Here is a 15,628-nt window from a genome sequence, read left to right as displayed (position 1 = left end):
AAGCGATGTCCGGCGCGACCGGCCCGGGCCGGTCGGTCCCCTGCGCATCGAGCGGCGCCGGCGATGGCGTACACTTTTCTCACCCAGCGGTCGAAGTCCGGAGACTCGACGCCATGACCGAATCCAGCCGCCGTATCGACTGGTCGCGCGTGCGCAAGCAGTTCCGCGAGGACTACCAGTTCTCGATGATCGTGCTGTTCGGACTGCTGGCCTCGCTGGTGGTCACCGGCTTCGTCATCTATCGCTACGCGTTCGGGTTCTATTTCGGCGGCACCGTCAACCTGATGATCGTCATCAGCATGTTGCTGGTCCTGGTCTACGCGTTGAAGTCCGGCCGGACCCGCCGCGCCGGCATCTTCTTCTGCGCCGCCACGGTCGTGGCCTGCATCGCGTCGACCGCCATGTTCGGCCGGACCGGCATCCTGTGGGGCTATGTCGTGCTCTGGGTCAACTTCCTGTTGACTTCCCGTCGCTTCGCGCTGGTCGCCAACCTGATCCTGACCACGGTCCTGATCATCGAGACCAGCCTGTTCGAGTCGACCCTCGAAGGCGTGACCTATGTCGTCACTGCGCTGCTGGTCACGACCTTCGCATGGATCTTCGCCCACCGCCTGGCCAGCTACCAGGACCAGCTCGAACTGCTGGCGCTTCAGGACCCGCTGACCTTTGCCGGCAACCGGCGGATGATGCGCCGCGACCTGAATGCCGCGATCGCGCGCCACCGGCGCACCGGGCGTCCGTTCACGCTGGTCCTGCTCGACCTGGATTTCTTCAAGCGAATCAACGACGAGCAGGGTCACGAAGCCGGCGACGAAGCCTTGCAGAGCTTCGCCGACGCGGTCCGCGCCACGCTGCGGGCCGAGGACGGCTTCTACCGCTTCGGCGGCGAGGAGTTCGTGGTTCTGCTCGAAGGCGACGACGCTGACTCGGCCCGGCGCGCCGTCGAACGGCTGCATGCCAGGGTCTCGGGCCGGCTGGCCTTCGGCGGCGAGGTGCTCCGCTTTTCGGCCGGTGTCGCCATGCTGCAGCCGGGCGAGGACTGGCCGGCGTGGGTCTCCCGCGCCGACCGGGCCCTGTACCGCGCCAAGCAGGCCGGCCGCGACCGGATCGAGGTCGCCGACGCCGGCGACGGCGTCCGCCCCGTTCCGATCTCGCCGAAGACCGACCGGCTCAATCTCGGAAGCGAGTAGGCGCAGGCGGGAGCGGGCGGCCGGGGTGGATCCCCCGGCGCGAGCCCTCGGCACCGGTATTCCGCTCCCTGAATCGGAGAAGCGTCAGAAGGGCCACAAGTCCCAGGCCCACCCGAACACGCCGACACTGATCGATGCCGAAGCGGTCAGCACCAGGCCGAGCGTGGTGGCCCGCGGTAGCGCCTTCCGGTACAGGATCACCGAGACCAGCGCCCAGAGGCCGATCAATGCGGCGAGGGGCCCGAACCACGCGGTCCACGGGGCCGGCCCGGCGATCCCGAACAGGAGCAGGACCGGGGTCGTTTTCGCGGTCAGCGCGCCGCCGATGCCGAGGCCGGCCACGAAGAGCACTGCGGCGAGCGCCGCCAGGCCGGTCCACAGGCGGGACCGGCCGGCGCGGGCGACGGTCCTCCGGTCCAGGCGCCGCGATGCCCATGCCGTGGGAAGAACCAGCAGGCCGACCAGGGTCCCGGCCAGGGATGCACCGATCCAGCCGGCGTGCATGGCCAGGCGCTTCTCGTCGGTTTCGGCCAGGATCAAGGCGTGCTGCGCGGCGTCCGTGGCGAGGTAGGCGGTGATGTACTCGGCGGCTTCCTCGCCGTCCTCGACGCAGTCCATGTCCAGTTCGGCGCCGGGATCGTCGAAGAACGCATTCATGAAGCCGCCCGCGCACTCGATCGAGCGGGTCGGGCCGTGGCCGGCATGGGGGAACTCGACGTAGCGCGCCGACGGCATCTTCTCGGCCACGTAGCGCGCCAGCGGTGGTGGGGTGATGGGGTCCCAGGCGCCGTTGGCGATCACCAGCGGCACATCCGTGTCGCGGAGCGCGTACTGCGAGGCGTCGCGCGGTGCCAGGCCGAGTTCGCGGCACAGGTCGGCGGCCTCCCGACGGAACTCGGCGCCGCCGAAGGCCGCGCTCAGCAGCGGATGCTCGGCTTCGTCACGGGACGCCTCGGCGGCGTTCTTCTCGAAGTAGCCGTCCAGGCAGCGCACGCCGGCCGCCATGCCCATGCTCACCGAGATACCCATGCCGTCGTCGGCCGCCAGCGCGATGGCCCGGAAGAAGGCCTCGTTGCCCTGCTCGACCTGGCGGGCCAGGCCGTCCATGAGGGCGGGGATCGCCGCGTGGGTCTTCTGCTCGTAGGCAACGCCGAACGGCAGGCCGGCGATCACGTCCTGGAAGATCCAGGCGCGTCCGTCCGGATACAGCTCGCCGGCCGGAACGTCGACCTCCACGGGACGCTCGAGCAGGGTCGCGATCGCGTCGCGATAGCGCGCCTCCAGGTCCGGATAGGCATCTGCGCAGCCGTCCTGCGCGGCACAGGCCTCGAAGAATCGATCGAGCAGCCGTGCGTACCAGTGCGGCAGGCGCATCAGTGCTTCGAGGTCCAGCGGCACGATCGCGTCGATGACCATGGCCTGTACGCCGTCCGGGTCGACCTGCAGCACCGCCTGGCCGAGCACGGAGCCGTAGGAAATGCCCCAGACGTTCCACGAGTCCAGGCCCAGGGCCAATCGCAGGGCGCGGACATCGCGGGCGTTTTCGAAGGTGTGGTAGCCGGATAGGTCGATGCCGGCGCCGCGCGCGCGTTCGATGCATTCGCGCGCGTCGTCCAGGGCCGCGCGCTGCGCGTCTTTGAATTCGGGCCGAATCCGGTCGGCCCGGTTGCGGGCGCCCCAGAAGGGGCAGAAATCGCCCGAGTTGGCGATGCCGCGCTGTTCGAGCACGATCAGGTCGCGCTGCTGGATCACCGTGTGATCCTTGAAGCGATCGACGTAGGTGCGGATCGACACGCCGGGCCCGCCGGTGAGGTAGACGATCGGGTCGTCGCGGATCTCGACCGGTTCCCCTTCCTTGTCCTCGCCGGTTGCCTTGATGCGGGCGAACAGGAGTTCGATCGTCCGGCTGTCGTCGACTTCGCGGTTCTCCGGAACCCGGATCAGGCCGCATTCGATCCGGCCCGGGTCGTAGTCGATCGCACCGCGGAACGGGCAGACGACCGTATCGAAGCCCGGTTCGCGCAGCCATTCGAAGTCGCGTGCCGCGGTGTCTTCGGTATCGCTGCTCGCCGCTGCCGGCGTTGCGGTGGGCCCGGTCGCGGCCTCGGCGAGGTCCTCCTGGGCGAGAGCGAAGATGGGCCCGACCAGTACGGCCGAGAGAAGGAGACGTCGGATCGCGAGCCGGCAATGCATGGGCGGGTCCTTGCAGGAAGAGTCGAGGCCCGAGTATCGCCCCCGGGACGGCGCAGGACATGTGCCGTTGGTTGGCGCGCGCCCTGTTCGAGGCGCAGGCCCCGCAGCGGCGAGCTGCCTCGGGCGGGATATCGAGGACGGGTTGTTGACGACGGGTCGACGGCGGCCCCCTAGGCTGCCTGCATGGACCTGAATCCCCCGCTACCCGATGCCGAGTCCGTCTGGGACTACCCACGTCCGCCGCGAATCGAGGCGATCGACTGGCCGATCCGCGTCGAACACGGCGACCATGTGCTCGCGGACACCCGCAACGCGGTTCGCGTGCTGGAGACTTCCCACCCACCGTGCTTCTATATCCCGCCGGACGACGTGGACTTCGACCGCCTGGTTCCGAGCGACACGCGGACGTTCTGCGAGTGGAAGGGCCAGGCGCGGTACTGGCATCTGGAAACTCGCACGGGCCGGATCGACGATGCCTGCTGGGCCTACCCGGACCCGACCGATCAGCGGCTCGAGGGCCACGTCTCGTTCTACGCCCGCAGGGTCAGCGCGTGCTTCGTGGCCGGCGAGCGCGTCCAGCCGCAGGAAGGGGACTTCTACGGCGGCTGGATCCTGAGCTGGGTCAAGGGGCCGTTCAAGGGCGGCCCCGGCACGCGGGGGTGGTGACCGGACGGCAGCGGGAAGGGGAAAGGGGAAAGGGGAAAGGGACCAGGGGCGAGGGGCTAGGGCCTAGGGGCTAGTGAAACAGCGAAAACCCTTCGTCGTCAGCACCGGTTTTCACTCGTCCCTGACCCCTCTTCCCTGGCCCCTGCCTTTCAGCCTCAATCCTCGATCTTCCAGCTGCCGTCCGCCTGGCGGCAGGCCGTGCCGTAGACGGTTTCCGGCCGGCCTCCGATCGTGGCTTCCATGACGTATTCCCGGCAGGGGCCGGTTTCGCCGTAGTAGGTATCGGTCGGCGTCATCGAGTAGTCGTAGCCGGTATCGGGGTTGTGCCACCGGGTCGGCTGGCCGGTGCGCGAATGCTCCATCGCGTAGCTCGCGTGGGCGTAATCGCGCTCGTCCATGCTGCGTCCGATCGCGCCGCCGATCGCGGCCCCGGCGATCGCGCCGATCACGATCGCGGCGGTACTGAAGCCGTCGCCGCCGTGGTAGTAGTCGTTGTGGCGCGAGTAGCTGGCCGCAGCGCCGAACAGCCCGCCCAGGGCGGCGCCCAGGACCGCGCCGTTCTGCTCGCGCGGTCCCGCCGTCGTTGCACAACCGCTCAGGAACAGCATCCCGGCAAGCGGAATCGAGATCAGGAATCGGCGCATCATCGCGGTTCTCCGGTTCATTGCAGGCGCCATTGTTTCCCGCGACGGCTGAATGCTTTCTGAACCGGGACGTCGGGGCAGGGACGAGGGGCGAGTGAACAGGGAACAGGGATCAGGGGCAAGTAGAAGTAACCCCGGCGCCGAAACCGCGGGTTTTACGAGTCGCTGCCCCCGAGCCCCTCGCCCCGTTTCTAGCCCGTCTCCACCAGCCGGTCGTGCCGCGGCAGGTACAGCGCCGTGCGGATCCCGGTCTCGCCGAGCTGTTCGAACAAGCGCCGATACAGGCCGAGCTGGACGTCGTAGCGGGCGGCCTCTTCGCCGAGGAAGCCTTCCAGGTCGCCGCCGGCGTGGTAGCCGGACTTGTAGTCGATGATCCAGCGGACGCCGTCGCCATCGACGAAGGTGCGATCGATCACGGCATTGACCAGGCGGCCGTCGACGACGCCGCTCAGCGGCAGCTCGCAGGCCGACTCGGGATGGTCGCCGCTGAGAATCCAGCGGCCGGTTTCGCTGGCCAGGGTACGCTCGAAGGCCTCGCGGACGAGCGTACGACTGGCCGGCAGCGCCTCGGGACCGGTCCCGATCGCCCGCAGCAGCGCCGGGATGCGGGCGATCAATCCGTCTCGATCGTCGTCGACGACCGCCTCGACACCGATCCGCCCGACGTGTTCGAGCAGGCGATGCAGGACCTGGCCGGTCCGACGGGCTTCTGCGCCGGCCCAGTTGAACTCGATCTCGACCTCGCGCTCGCGCGGCGGCAGGTCCGGCGCCCAGGCCAGCGCCTCGTCCCGCCTGGGGCGCCAACCCTCGGGAGCGCGCCTGAGGTCCGGGACCGCCGGTGTCGCGACCCCGGGCGCGGCGGAAGCCGGCGGATCGGCCTCCGCCGCCAGTGCGTCGAGAAAGTCCGTCCCGCACCCCGGCCAGAGTCGCTCGAGCAGGGTGCCGCGGCCGGGCTTCGGCCCGCCCTTGCGGTCCGGATCCAGCGCCGTGGTCAGGACCAGCTGCTCGCGGGCGCGAGTGGCGGCCACGTAGAGCAGGCGCTGACTTTCGTAGTCCTCGCGCTGTCGCTGCTCGTTCCGGATCAGGTCGATCAGCGGACTGTTGGATGGCTGATCGGCCGCGCGCAGGGGCGCCAGCAATACGGCCTCGTCGCCGTCGGGCCGGGTGAAGGGCAGCCAGTAGAGCAGGTCGCGCTGGCTGCCGCCGGTGCCGCGATCGAGCTGCGGCAGCACGACGAGATCCCACTCCAGGCCCTTGGCCCCGTGCATGGTCAGGATCTCCAGCCGGACGCCATCGGCCGCCGGATCTCGGACGGTGGCCCCTGCCGTGTAGCCGGCCGCGAGTCGCTCTTCGAACGCACCGAGGTCGTCGAGGAGTCCGTCGGCTTCGGCGCTCTCGAGCAGGTCCAGGTACTGCGCGGCATCGGCGCGGTCGGCGTCCGGGTGTTCCAGCAGGTGCGGGCCGCCCAGCCGAAGCCAGGTTCCTTCGACCAGCGCGCGCAGCGGCCGCCGCCCGATCCGGCCCCGAGCCCGCTCCAGGGCCGCGTAGACCCGCTCCGCACGCGCTCGCGCGTCGCCGTCCAGGCGGAGGATGGCATCGGCGGCGTGCGGGTCGGCGCCGTCGCCGGCCAGCCGGTGGAGGTCGGCGAGGCGCAGGCCGCACCATGGCGCGCGCAGCGCGGCCAGCAGCGCGGCCGTGTCGGCGGGCAGGCGGATCGCCCGGGTCAGCGCCAGCAGGTCCTGGACCACCGGCCGCGCGATCAGCGGGTCGAGCTTCACCGCGCGGAACGGCAGGCCGTGACGCTTCAGGGCCGGCAGGATCGCCTGCAGGTGGTTGCGCGAGCGGACGATGATCGCGGCGCGCCAGTTCGCGTCGTCACGGTGGGCGTCGATCGCCTCGCCCAGCAGGCGGGCGATCCGTTCGGCTTCCGCGGCGTCGTCGGGCAGGGCGTGCAGCTCGACTCGCCCGCCGGCGCCACGGCCGGCCTCCGACGGCGCGTAGGCCACCGCGCCGGCAGCGATGTCCTCGTGATCGGGAAACACCGGCCCGAGCCGTTCGTTCACCCAGTCGACGACTTCGGCCCGCGAGCGGAAGTTGCGGGTCAGGCGGACGTCGTCGAGCACCAGGTCGCCGATCCCGCGGTCGCGGGTGCGCATGAACAGCCCGACCTCGGCCTCGCGGAAGCGGTAGATCGACTGCATGGGATCGCCGACGAGGAACAGCGTGCGGCCGTCATCGGGTTCCCAGCCGTGGGTCAGTTTCTCCAGCAGGTGGAACTGGGCCCAGTTGGTGTCCTGGTACTCGTCGACCAGGATGTGCCGGATCCGCCGGTCCAGGTACAAGCCCAGGTCCGTGTAGCCGGCCTCGTCGTCGCCCAGCGCCGTCAGCGCGGCGCCGGACAGCCCGGTGAAGTCGGTCTGCGCACGCTCGGCGAACACCACGGCCAGCTCGGCGGCGGCCTGGCGCAGGACCTGGATCAGTGCCTCGAGCACGGCCCACTCGCGGTCGTCGTACCGGGGGTGCGGCAGCGTGCGCGCCGCATCGAGGCGTTCGGCCACGGCGTCGAATTCGCGCAGGTCCTCGAGCAGCGCGGTCATCCGGTCCTTTTCTTCGGTTTTCGGCGGGAAGCCGGCGCGCTTGTCGACGCTTTTGCGCCAGCTGCCGGCCTGGGTCAGCAGCGCATCGCCCAGCGCTCTCCAGCCGGCAAGGGCCTCCGGCTCGGGGTCCGGCAGGCCGCCCCCGGGCCACTCGCGCAAGCCGCCCGCTCCATCGTCGGCGCGCAGCTGTCCGGCGGCGAAGTCGAGCAGCGCGGCCAGGTCCTCGGGCGGGCAGCCGACGGCGGCGAGGGCGTCGTCCAGCGCGTCGCGCGCCGCGTGCAGGCGCTCGCGGACCAGGCCGTCGAGCACCGCTTCCAGTGCGTCGCGTTCCGGCGCGGTCACGGTCAGGGCACGCAGCCACTGCTCCCGACGCTTCAGCAGATCGACGAGCAGGTCTTCGACGTCCTGGGTGCGATGGTCGCGCCAGAGCAGCACCCGTTCCAGCGCGGCCGCCAGTCCGTCCCCCTCGTCGCCCGAGTCGCTCTTCCTTCCCGTGTTCTCGCCGATCCGGTCGAGCACGCGGCGGGCCGCCTCCCGGTACAGCGGCTGGGTATCTTCCGCCGGTGCAGGCACCGGGCCGAGCCGGCTGGCGACCGGCATGCTGCGCGCCAGGTAGTGGCTGAACGAGTCGATGGTCCGGATCATCAGGCGCTGCGGGTTGGCCAGCAGGTCCCACTCGACGACCCGGTCGCGCAGGCGCTCCGCGCAGGCCACCAGGCCCCGCTCGTGGGGTGCGTCGCTGGCGAAGCCGGGCTCGAGCACGCGCAGGATGCGCTGCTTCATCTCCGCCGCCGCCTTGCGGGTGAAGGTGATCGCCAGGATCTCTTCCGGCGCGTCGACGGTCTCGAGCAGGGCCAGGAAGCGCTCGACCAGCAGCGTGGTTTTCCCCGAGCCGGCCGGCGCCTGCACGATCACCGACCGGTCGGGCCGCACCGCGTGGCGGCGCTGTTCGCGATCGCTCATTCGGCGCCCTCCGTATCGGCGCTCCCGGCCAGCGGGTCGCGTTCGTGGATGCGGCACAGGGCGTGAAGGTGGCAGTCGCCGCAGACCTTGGCCTCGCGCGGGTCCACGGTCGCCGCGCCGGCGGCGAAGTCCTCGGCCAGCGCATCCAGCGCCGTTCTCCAGTCGGCGAGCAGGGCATCGAAATCGTCGACGCCTTTCCACGCCCCGCCGAGACCGGCGAGCTCGGCCACGCCGCGCGCGCCGACATCGTTGCGCGCCAGGCCGTCGAAGCCGAGATCGTCCGGACGCAGCCGGGCGAAGGCGAGCGCGGCCGGTGGCTCGTCCATGCTCAGGGCATAGGCCGGCAGCTGCGGATCGTCGATCCGGGCGCTCGGGCGCCAGGCGTTGCGGCCGCTGGAGCCGGTCTTGTAGTCGATCAGCAGGGGGCCGGCCGGGGTCCGGTCGATGCGATCGATGGTGCCGGACAGGGTCAGCGGACCGAAGCGCAGGGCGATCTTCTTCTCGCGCGCGATCACTTCGAACGGACCGCGATCGCGCTCGAGGTCCAGCCACCGGTCCAGCAGGCGCTCCGTGCAGCGCTGTTCCAGAGCGCGCCCGGCGCGGCTCAAGGTCAGCCGGTGCTTCTCCAGCACGCCGTCGAGCGCAGCGGCGGCCGCGTCTTCGATTCGCGCGGCGCGATCGGCGGCGTCGAGGGCGAGCAGCGCGTCTCGGTCTTCGAGTTTCCGCCAGAACGCCTCGAGCGCCCGGTGCAGCAGCGTGCCGCGAAGCCGGGCGTCCAGGCCCGGGCGTGGCGGCGCCAGGTCGAGGGCGCCCCAGCGATGGACCGCCAGCGCGCGGAAGGGGCAGGCGGACTGGTCACGCAGGACCGCGGTGCCGCCCCGGATCTCGGCCCGCTCCAGCGGAGGCGCTCTGCGGTCTTCGGCGACGACCTCGAGTTCGACCGGGGCGGCGGCCCCGGCTTCGTCGGTCGCCTCGATTGTCGTCTCGATCGTCGTCTCGATCGTCTCCTGAATCGGGTCTGCGTCCAGCAGCGGGGTACAGCGGCGCTGAATCTCGTCGTCGCCGCGGGCGAAGCTGCCGTGCAGTTCGGGTGCGATCCGGGCCAGGCCGGCCAGCTCGGCCCGGGCACGGGCACGGCAGCCCTCGGCGGTGCTCGACGGCACGGCCCGCTGGATCGGACCCGGAATCAGCGGGTCACGGCGAGCCGCCGCCGGCCATGCGTCGCGGTCCAGCGTGGTCAACCAGGCGGCGTCGAAGCGGGCGCCGAGGGCTTCCTGGACGCCGAGAATCTCGATCGCGCTGCCCGGGTCGGCTTCCCGGAACGTCACGCCCCTGGCGCGCTCGGCCAGCCGCATCAGCGCCTGCGATCGCGACAGCGGGCCCGCCACCGTTCCGTCCAGCGCGGCGAAGGCCTCGAGCAGGTCGTGCCAGCGTTGCAGCACCTGGAACTCGCGGCTGTTCAGGGCTCGCCCGCGGCCGAAGCCCAGCGCGCTCAGTTCGGTCTGGAAGCGCTCGGTCCAGCCCGATGGCCAGGCCGCATCGCGATGCGCGATCGTCGTCGCCCGCCAGCGCTCCAGCGCTTCGGCCAGGCGGACGGCGCCGGCGGCCTTGAGCTCGAAGGCCAGTTCATGGGTCGTCAGGGCGTAGGGCGCCCATCGCATCAGCCGTGCCTCGGCCTCGGCGCGAGGACGCTGCTCGAGTTCGTGATCGATCAGCCAGGGAGAACGCAGCAGCCGACCGGCGCGCGGTTGCTCGATCCGGTTCGGACCCAGGCCGAGCACCAGCAGTGCATCGGCGACCAGCGGCCAGTCGGAAAGTGCGGGCCCCATCGACACGTGCCAGGCCGCGTCGCCCCGGTCCTCGCGGCTGTCGTCCAGGGCGAAGCCTGGAGGGTCGAAGACCGCGGAGAAGATTCGCTCGACGGCGCCCAGGCGGGCGGCGAGATCGGGCACGACGATGCCGAGCCGTGCCTCGGGCTGCTCGGCCAGGCGCGATCGAGCCCAGGCGGCTGCGGCGCGCAGCTCGCTGTCGTCGTCGGCATAGGCCCGCACGGTCGGCGTCGCGGCTTCGGACGGCTCGGCGCCGCGGCCCCCGTGCGGGTCGGCGATCGCGATACCGGCGTCGGCCATTGCCTCGAACAGGGCCCGGACCAGCGGCACCGGTTCGAGTTCGAAGCCGACCCGGCGGACCGCGCCGGGCAGCGGCAGCGCACGGGTCCGGATCAGCCCGGGCAGCGCGGCGGCGAAGGTCCATTCGTCGACCACGTCCCGTTCGCGGGCGATCGATCGAAAGCGCCGCACCCAGCGCTGGAAGGCGCGAGCGTCTTCGGACAGCAGCACCTCCGGCCAGTCCTCCGGGGCATCCAGGCAATGTTCATGCACCGTGCGCCAGGCGCGCTGGGCCAGTTCGACGACCCGCGGCTCGCCGATGAAGACTTCGCTGTCGATCGCCTCCCGCCAGATCTCGCGTGCCGCGTCGTCGCCGATCACCACGCCCTCGATCGCGCCGACCAGCAGCGCGTCGTCGCGGAGCCGGGCCAGCCATGCCGGGATGCTCAGCACTTCGGGCGTCCGCCAGGCGGTCTCGCCGCGCGCCGAGGCCTCGGCCGCCAGTCGCTTCCGCTCGGCCCGGGCGAGGCGGGAGGTCGGTGTGAGGACCAATGGGCCCGGGGGCGGTCCGGGGCGGGCGTCGGGACGGGAAATCATGAGCGCCGATTATGCCGAAAGGATTCTCAGAACCCGAGAGTGCCGAGCCGGAGCACCCCCGCGCTACGCGCAGCGCCCGCCACGCGAAGGCGCGCGCCGGTGGAGTAGGATGAATCCGCTGGAGAACAACGGGCACGGGGACGAGGCGAGACCGATGGACTGGATCAGGAACCGGCCGTGCGGCGTGACGCTGGCGCTGCTGCTCGGCATCGTCGCGCTTCCGGCGCGGGCCGTCGACGGCCTGCTGCTGATCGGCGACAGCTGGGCCGAGCAGCAGTGGACCGACCAGGCCCATGCGCTGGCCTTCGATGCGCTGGGCTTCGGCGCGGTGCAGGTCTACGGAGCGGCGACGACCGAATCGGGCACCACCGCCGCCGACTGGGTCGCGCCGGGCCGCTTGCAGGCGCTCGCCGACGAGCTGGCGTTGCGCAGCGACGTCGACGTCGTCCAGGTCACGCTCGGCGGCAACGATTTCCTGAACGCCTGGAGCACCGCGCTGGCGCCCGGCCAGGTGCAGGCCCTGACCGACGCGGTCCATGGCGACCTCGAGCAGCTGACCGCGTTCATTCTCGACGCCCGCCCCGACGTCGAGGTCCTGCTGAGCTTCTACGACTATCCCAATTTCGTCGACACGCTCGACGGCATCGTCGGCCTGTTCGTCTGCCAGCCCTTGTGGAACGACCTGGGCCAGCCGAGTCCGCTGGAGCTGAACTCGGCCTCGACGACCTTCGAGGCGGCGATGGCGGGGCTTGCCGCAGCGCATCCCCGGATCCATCACGTCAGCCATCTCGGCCAGATGCAGTGGCGCTTCGGCTTCCCGGACGACGGCATCCCGCCGGGCCAGCTGGCGCCTCCCGGCGATCCCGCGTTGCCCAGCCCGACCCAGGCGCTGCGGCTCGACGGCGACGACTGCTTCCACCTCAGCGCCGAGGGCTACGACGGAATCGTCCTGAACCAGTTCGAGGGCTACTTCGAAGAGCGCTTCGACGTGATCTTCCGGACGCGCTTCCGCTAGCCGCGCGCCTCGAACGATGCAACGCCCCCGGACCCACCGCGTTCCGCTGCACGCCGCAGGCTGGCTGGTCGTCGCACTGACCCTGGCCGGCCTGGCTACCGGCGCCGGCTGGCTCGAGTGGTCGCTGCCCGGGTTCGACCTGCCGCTCGGCACCCTGGCGACCGCGGCGAGCTTCGTGATCCTGCCGGCGCTGGCCTTCGACGTGCTGGCGCCGGGCGGTTTGCGGGTGGTCGCCGGCCTGCTGGTGCTGGTCAACCTGTGCTGGCTGCCGGTGTCCGCGCTGCTTGCCGGAAACCTGCGCCTGAACTTTTCCGATGCCCCGGAGGCCTGGTGGCCGGTCACGCTGAGCCTGCCGCTCCTGTCGGTGATGCTCTGGCTGGCCGTCGCCCTGCGTGCCGTGCTGCGGCGCTCCGGGTCGTCGCGTGGTCGTGACCCCGGCGACGGATAATCGCCCGCTCCTCCACTGTTCCGGCTCGACCATGAATCGTCTGTTGCTTGCCGCTGCGCTTCTCGGGTTCCTGTCCGTCGCCGTCGGCGCGGCCGCCGAACACGTACTCCGCCCCGGCCTCGACGGGGAAACCTGGCGCTGGGTCCTGACCGCGATCCGCTACCACCAGGTCGGCGCCCTTGCCGCGCTGGTCGTCGCGCTGGCGGTCGTGCTGGCCGGCGGGCCCGGTTCCGCTTCGCCCCCAGGCCGGCGCCTCGCACTGGCCGGGTGGCTGTTCATCGCCGGCACCGTGCTGTTCAGTTTCAGCATCTACGCGGCGGCGCTGACCGACATCGAAGCGCTGACCTACCTGACCCCGTTCGGAGGCACCACCTTGATGCTGGCCTGGCTGGCGGTGGCCTGGGCCGCGCTGGCCACCGGCGCTTCGCGCCACCGCTCCGACGCCTGACCCGATGCCCGAGGGTCCGGAGATGTACCGCGTGGCCCGGCGCATCCAGCGTGCGCTCGGTCGCCGGCCGTTGACCGAAGCCGCCTGCGCGTTTCCCGATGTCGATCGCGCGCTGGCAGTTCGCGTCGGCGGACCGCCGCCGGAGGTCACGACCCTGGGCAAGGCGCTGCTGCTTGCCTTCGACGACGGCGCGCGGGTCTACACCCACAACCAGCTTTACGGTCGCTGGATCTTCAGCGACCCGGATCGCCGCCCGGACACCGGTCGGCAGCTGCGGCTCGTGCTGTCGACGGAACGGAAGTCGGCGCTGCTCTACAGCGCGTCCGAGATCGCATGGATCGACCCCGGCGAGACGCACCCGTTTCTCGAGCGCGCCGGCCTGGATGTCCTGTCCAGCGGGGCCGGCGTCGACTGGATCGCCGGCTGGATCGGGCGCGATGAATTCCGCCGCCGGCAGCTCGGTCACCTGCTGCTCGACCAGGGCTTCCTCGCCGGCGTGGGCAACTACCTGCGCTCGGAAATCCTGTTCGAGGCCTGTCTGTCGCCGAAGCACCGACCGTTGGACCTGGACGACGAGCAACGCCGCGATCTGGCCGAGGCCGTGCACACGCTGATGTGGCGCTCGGTCGAGACCGGCGGCATCACCAACGACCCCGAGCGGGCCGAGCAGCTGAAGAAGGCCGGCTGGAGGCGGCGCGACTACCGGCACTACGTATTCTCGCGCGCGGACCAGGCCTGTTTCGCCTGCGACGGGGCGGTCGAGAAGATCGAGGTCAGCGGCCGTCGGCTGTATCGCTGTCCGGCGTGTCAGCCGGACCCATGAGCGAGATGCGGCGGACCACCAGGTCGGCCTCGAAGGCTTCGCCGTAGGCCACCAGCGCCACCGAGAGCAGGCGGGACACGTCCAGGGGTCGGTCGATCGACACCCCATCGAACTCGCTCAGCGGCACCACGATCCGCCGCCAGTCCGTGCCGATATCCAGTCGCGCCCGGTAGTAGGCCCAGGGCCGACGGGTCTGCGGGGTGCGCAGGTGCAGGTAGTAGGGGCCCGGCCGGCCCCGTGCCTCGACCACGAAGCGATCGAAGGCGGACGCATCCAGCGGCCGACGGCCCAGCACCAGCGGCAGTCGAAGCTGGACGAATCCTCCGTTGTTGTCCAGCCGGACCGTGCCGCGCATCCGGAGCGCCGGGCCGGTCCCGGTCACCACGTAGCCGGCCGCGAGGTCGGAGCGGCCACCCATGACACGGTCCGTGAAGCCGGTCCAGGACGTGCCGAACGCGGACCGGCCGTCGTTGCGGCTGAAATCATCGAGCAGGCGTTCCTCGCCCTTGGCCACGGCGGCGACTCCGATGAGGATCAGAAGGATGGACAGGTTGTGGATCGGGTGCCTCATCTGCGCAGCATGCCCCCCGTCTGTCAACAACATGTTCGTCAACAACATGTTCGTCAACGGCATGTCCGTCGCCGGAACCTCCGGCGCTCGCTGCACCACGCAGCTTGCGCGCGGCCTCGGCGGCACTTTAGGCTGACGCGCGGGGAGCGCAGTCAGCGGGATCGAAGCGGGCTCGAAGGCGCAGGGCGCCGGAGGGAGACATGCAAGCCATCCGTATTCTGAAGACTCTGCTGGTCCTGGCCGTGGGCCTGCAGGCCGGCTTCTACGCGATCAGCAACCTGGTCAACATCGACGGAGCGTTCGCCGCAGTGAGCTATGTGCTGTCGATGGCTGACCAGGCGATCTACGACGAGCCCGTCCTGCCGCCGGTCACGGCACCGGTGCTGGTCGGCCTTGCGCTGGCTCTGGTCATCGCCACGGAAAGCGCGATCGGCGTGCTCTGCTTCGTCGGCGCGGTGAAGATGTGGAACGCCCGCGCCGGCGGCGTCGCCGAGTTCGCCCGGGCACGGACGCTGGCAGTGTTCGGCTGCGGCCTGGCGCTGCTGCTCTGGATCGGCCTGTTCATGGCCTTCGGCGGTGCGCTCTACCAGATGTGGCAGACCGAGATCGGGCTGGCCTCGCTGGAGGGGGCATTCATGTATGCCGTGTCCTCGGCGGTGGTGCTGCTGTTCGTCAACCAGCCCGAGAGCGATCCGCATCGCTGATCGCCCGCGCGGGGGCTCAGTCGAGTCCTCGTTCGCGCTTCCAGGCCTCGATCGTCGCGCGCGGCAGCGGGAAGTAGCCGTTGACGATCTCTGGCGCCCCGGCGTCCGGATCGGCTTCCAGGGCCACGTGCCAGCCATCGACCCGGTCGATCGCCAGCAGGTCGTCGATGTCGTAGAGGTCGTCGCGATGCACCGAGTCCCTGCCGGCCAGCAGTTCGGCCTTCGCCTTCGCCTTGACTTCGGCCACCGATTCGCCGGCATACAGCGCGTAGGCGTGGCGTTCGAGCAGTTCGCCGGGCGCGTAGCCGCCGATGTTGACGAAGTAGAGCTGCGGTCCGCCGTCGGACGGCGCGCGCTGCAGGTGGACCCGGTAGCCCGGTACGGTGTCGACCCGGGCCCAGGCGTCGACGTGCACCCGGCCGGGTTCGCCGAACCAGCGATCGAGCAACTGCCCGTGGATGTCCTCGAGGGAGCTGCCGACGGCAAATACCACGTCGTGGAGTTCGACGTTGCAGCCCGGGGCGCGGCCCCCGAGGCAGACGGCGTAGAGGGCGGGTTCGGTCATGCGGGCTCTCCGGCTGGGGTTTCGCAGGGTACGACCGGCGCTGCGGCGGCCGGTCCGATCGCGAAGTCTAGCGGGCCGGGCGGTCGGGCATGACGG

The 15,628-nt window shown here is 70.9% G+C and carries 13 protein-coding genes; 7 read left to right on the top strand and 6 right to left on the bottom strand.

What is annotated here, in order from left to right; genetic code table 11:
• The first annotated feature begins 113 nt into the window (after positions 1-113).
• On the top strand, positions 114-1,190 hold the full coding sequence (locus tag KUV67_04835; protein ID MBY6204193.1) for a GGDEF domain-containing protein: 1,077 nt from the start codon (positions 114-116) through the stop codon (positions 1,188-1,190).
• An 84-nt stretch (positions 1,191-1,274) separates the two neighbouring features.
• Here KUV67_04835 and KUV67_04830 read toward each other — a convergent pair whose 3' ends face one another.
• Complete coding sequence (locus tag KUV67_04830; GenBank protein MBY6204192.1) at positions 1,275-3,383, bottom strand: alpha/beta hydrolase; 2,109 nt, start codon at positions 3,381-3,383, stop codon at positions 1,275-1,277.
• 183 nt (positions 3,384-3,566) lie between these two features.
• On the opposite strand from KUV67_04830, the gene KUV67_04825 reads away from it, so the two are divergent.
• Positions 3,567-4,049 (top strand): DUF427 domain-containing protein, encoded by a 483-nt coding sequence (locus tag KUV67_04825; protein ID MBY6204191.1) that lies wholly within the window; start codon positions 3,567-3,569, stop codon positions 4,047-4,049.
• Positions 4,050-4,204: 155 nt separating this feature from the next.
• On the opposite strand, the gene KUV67_04820 is transcribed toward KUV67_04825, so the two are convergent.
• The 3 genes from KUV67_04820 to KUV67_04810 all read right to left on the bottom strand — a co-directional run bounded on the left by KUV67_04820 (position 4,205) and on the right by KUV67_04810 (position 10,913).
• On the bottom strand, positions 4,205-4,696 hold the full coding sequence (locus KUV67_04820) for a hypothetical protein (protein MBY6204190.1): 492 nt from the start codon (positions 4,694-4,696) through the stop codon (positions 4,205-4,207).
• Between the two features lie 188 nt (positions 4,697-4,884).
• Positions 4,885-8,253, bottom strand: coding sequence for a UvrD-helicase domain-containing protein (locus KUV67_04815; GenBank protein ID MBY6204189.1), 3,369 nt, complete (start codon positions 8,251-8,253; stop codon positions 4,885-4,887).
• Positions 8,250-10,913 (bottom strand): PD-(D/E)XK nuclease family protein, encoded by a 2,664-nt coding sequence (locus tag KUV67_04810; protein MBY6204188.1) that lies wholly within the window; start codon positions 10,911-10,913, stop codon positions 8,250-8,252. The genes KUV67_04815 and KUV67_04810 overlap by 4 nt, the downstream gene beginning before the upstream one ends.
• A gap of 199 nt (positions 10,914-11,112) precedes the next feature.
• On the opposite strand from KUV67_04810, the gene KUV67_04805 reads away from it, so the two are divergent.
• Genes KUV67_04805 through nei form a run of 4 tightly spaced genes read left to right on the top strand, consistent with a single transcriptional unit; the run spans position 11,113 to position 13,692 of the window.
• Positions 11,113-11,973, top strand: coding sequence for a hypothetical protein (locus tag KUV67_04805; protein ID MBY6204187.1), 861 nt, complete (start codon positions 11,113-11,115; stop codon positions 11,971-11,973).
• A 16-nt stretch (positions 11,974-11,989) separates the two neighbouring features.
• Positions 11,990-12,421 carry a hypothetical protein gene (locus KUV67_04800; protein ID MBY6204186.1) on the top strand — a complete coding sequence of 144 codons (432 nt, stop codon included), beginning with the start codon at positions 11,990-11,992 and terminating at the stop codon, positions 12,419-12,421.
• A gap of 31 nt (positions 12,422-12,452) precedes the next feature.
• Complete coding sequence (locus tag KUV67_04795; protein MBY6204185.1) at positions 12,453-12,869, top strand: DUF423 domain-containing protein; 417 nt, start codon at positions 12,453-12,455, stop codon at positions 12,867-12,869.
• 4 nt (positions 12,870-12,873) lie between these two features.
• Entirely contained in the window at positions 12,874-13,692 is an 819-nt protein-coding gene (gene nei, locus KUV67_04790) for an endonuclease VIII (protein MBY6204184.1), read from the top strand.
• On the opposite strand, the gene KUV67_04785 is transcribed toward nei, so the two are convergent.
• Positions 13,643-14,263 (bottom strand): CIA30 family protein, encoded by a 621-nt coding sequence (locus KUV67_04785; protein MBY6204183.1) that lies wholly within the window; start codon positions 14,261-14,263, stop codon positions 13,643-13,645. The genes nei and KUV67_04785 overlap by 50 nt on opposite strands.
• A 200-nt stretch (positions 14,264-14,463) precedes the next feature.
• Here KUV67_04785 and KUV67_04780 point away from each other — a divergent pair, with 200 nt between their 5' ends.
• Positions 14,464-14,967 carry a DUF2165 domain-containing protein gene (locus KUV67_04780; GenBank protein MBY6204182.1) on the top strand — a complete coding sequence of 168 codons (504 nt, stop codon included), beginning with the start codon at positions 14,464-14,466 and terminating at the stop codon, positions 14,965-14,967.
• A 16-nt stretch (positions 14,968-14,983) separates the two neighbouring features.
• On the opposite strand, the gene KUV67_04775 is transcribed toward KUV67_04780, so the two are convergent.
• A complete protein-coding gene (locus KUV67_04775) occupies positions 14,984-15,532 on the bottom strand; it encodes a DUF1543 domain-containing protein (GenBank protein MBY6204181.1) in 549 nt (182 codons plus the stop codon).
• Positions 15,533-15,628: the final 96 nt, after the last annotated feature.

It is taken from the genome of Halomonas denitrificans (assembly GCA_019800895.1).
Classification (GTDB): domain Bacteria; phylum Pseudomonadota; class Gammaproteobacteria; order Xanthomonadales; family Wenzhouxiangellaceae.
This window is presented reverse-complemented; position numbering and strand designations above follow the sequence as displayed.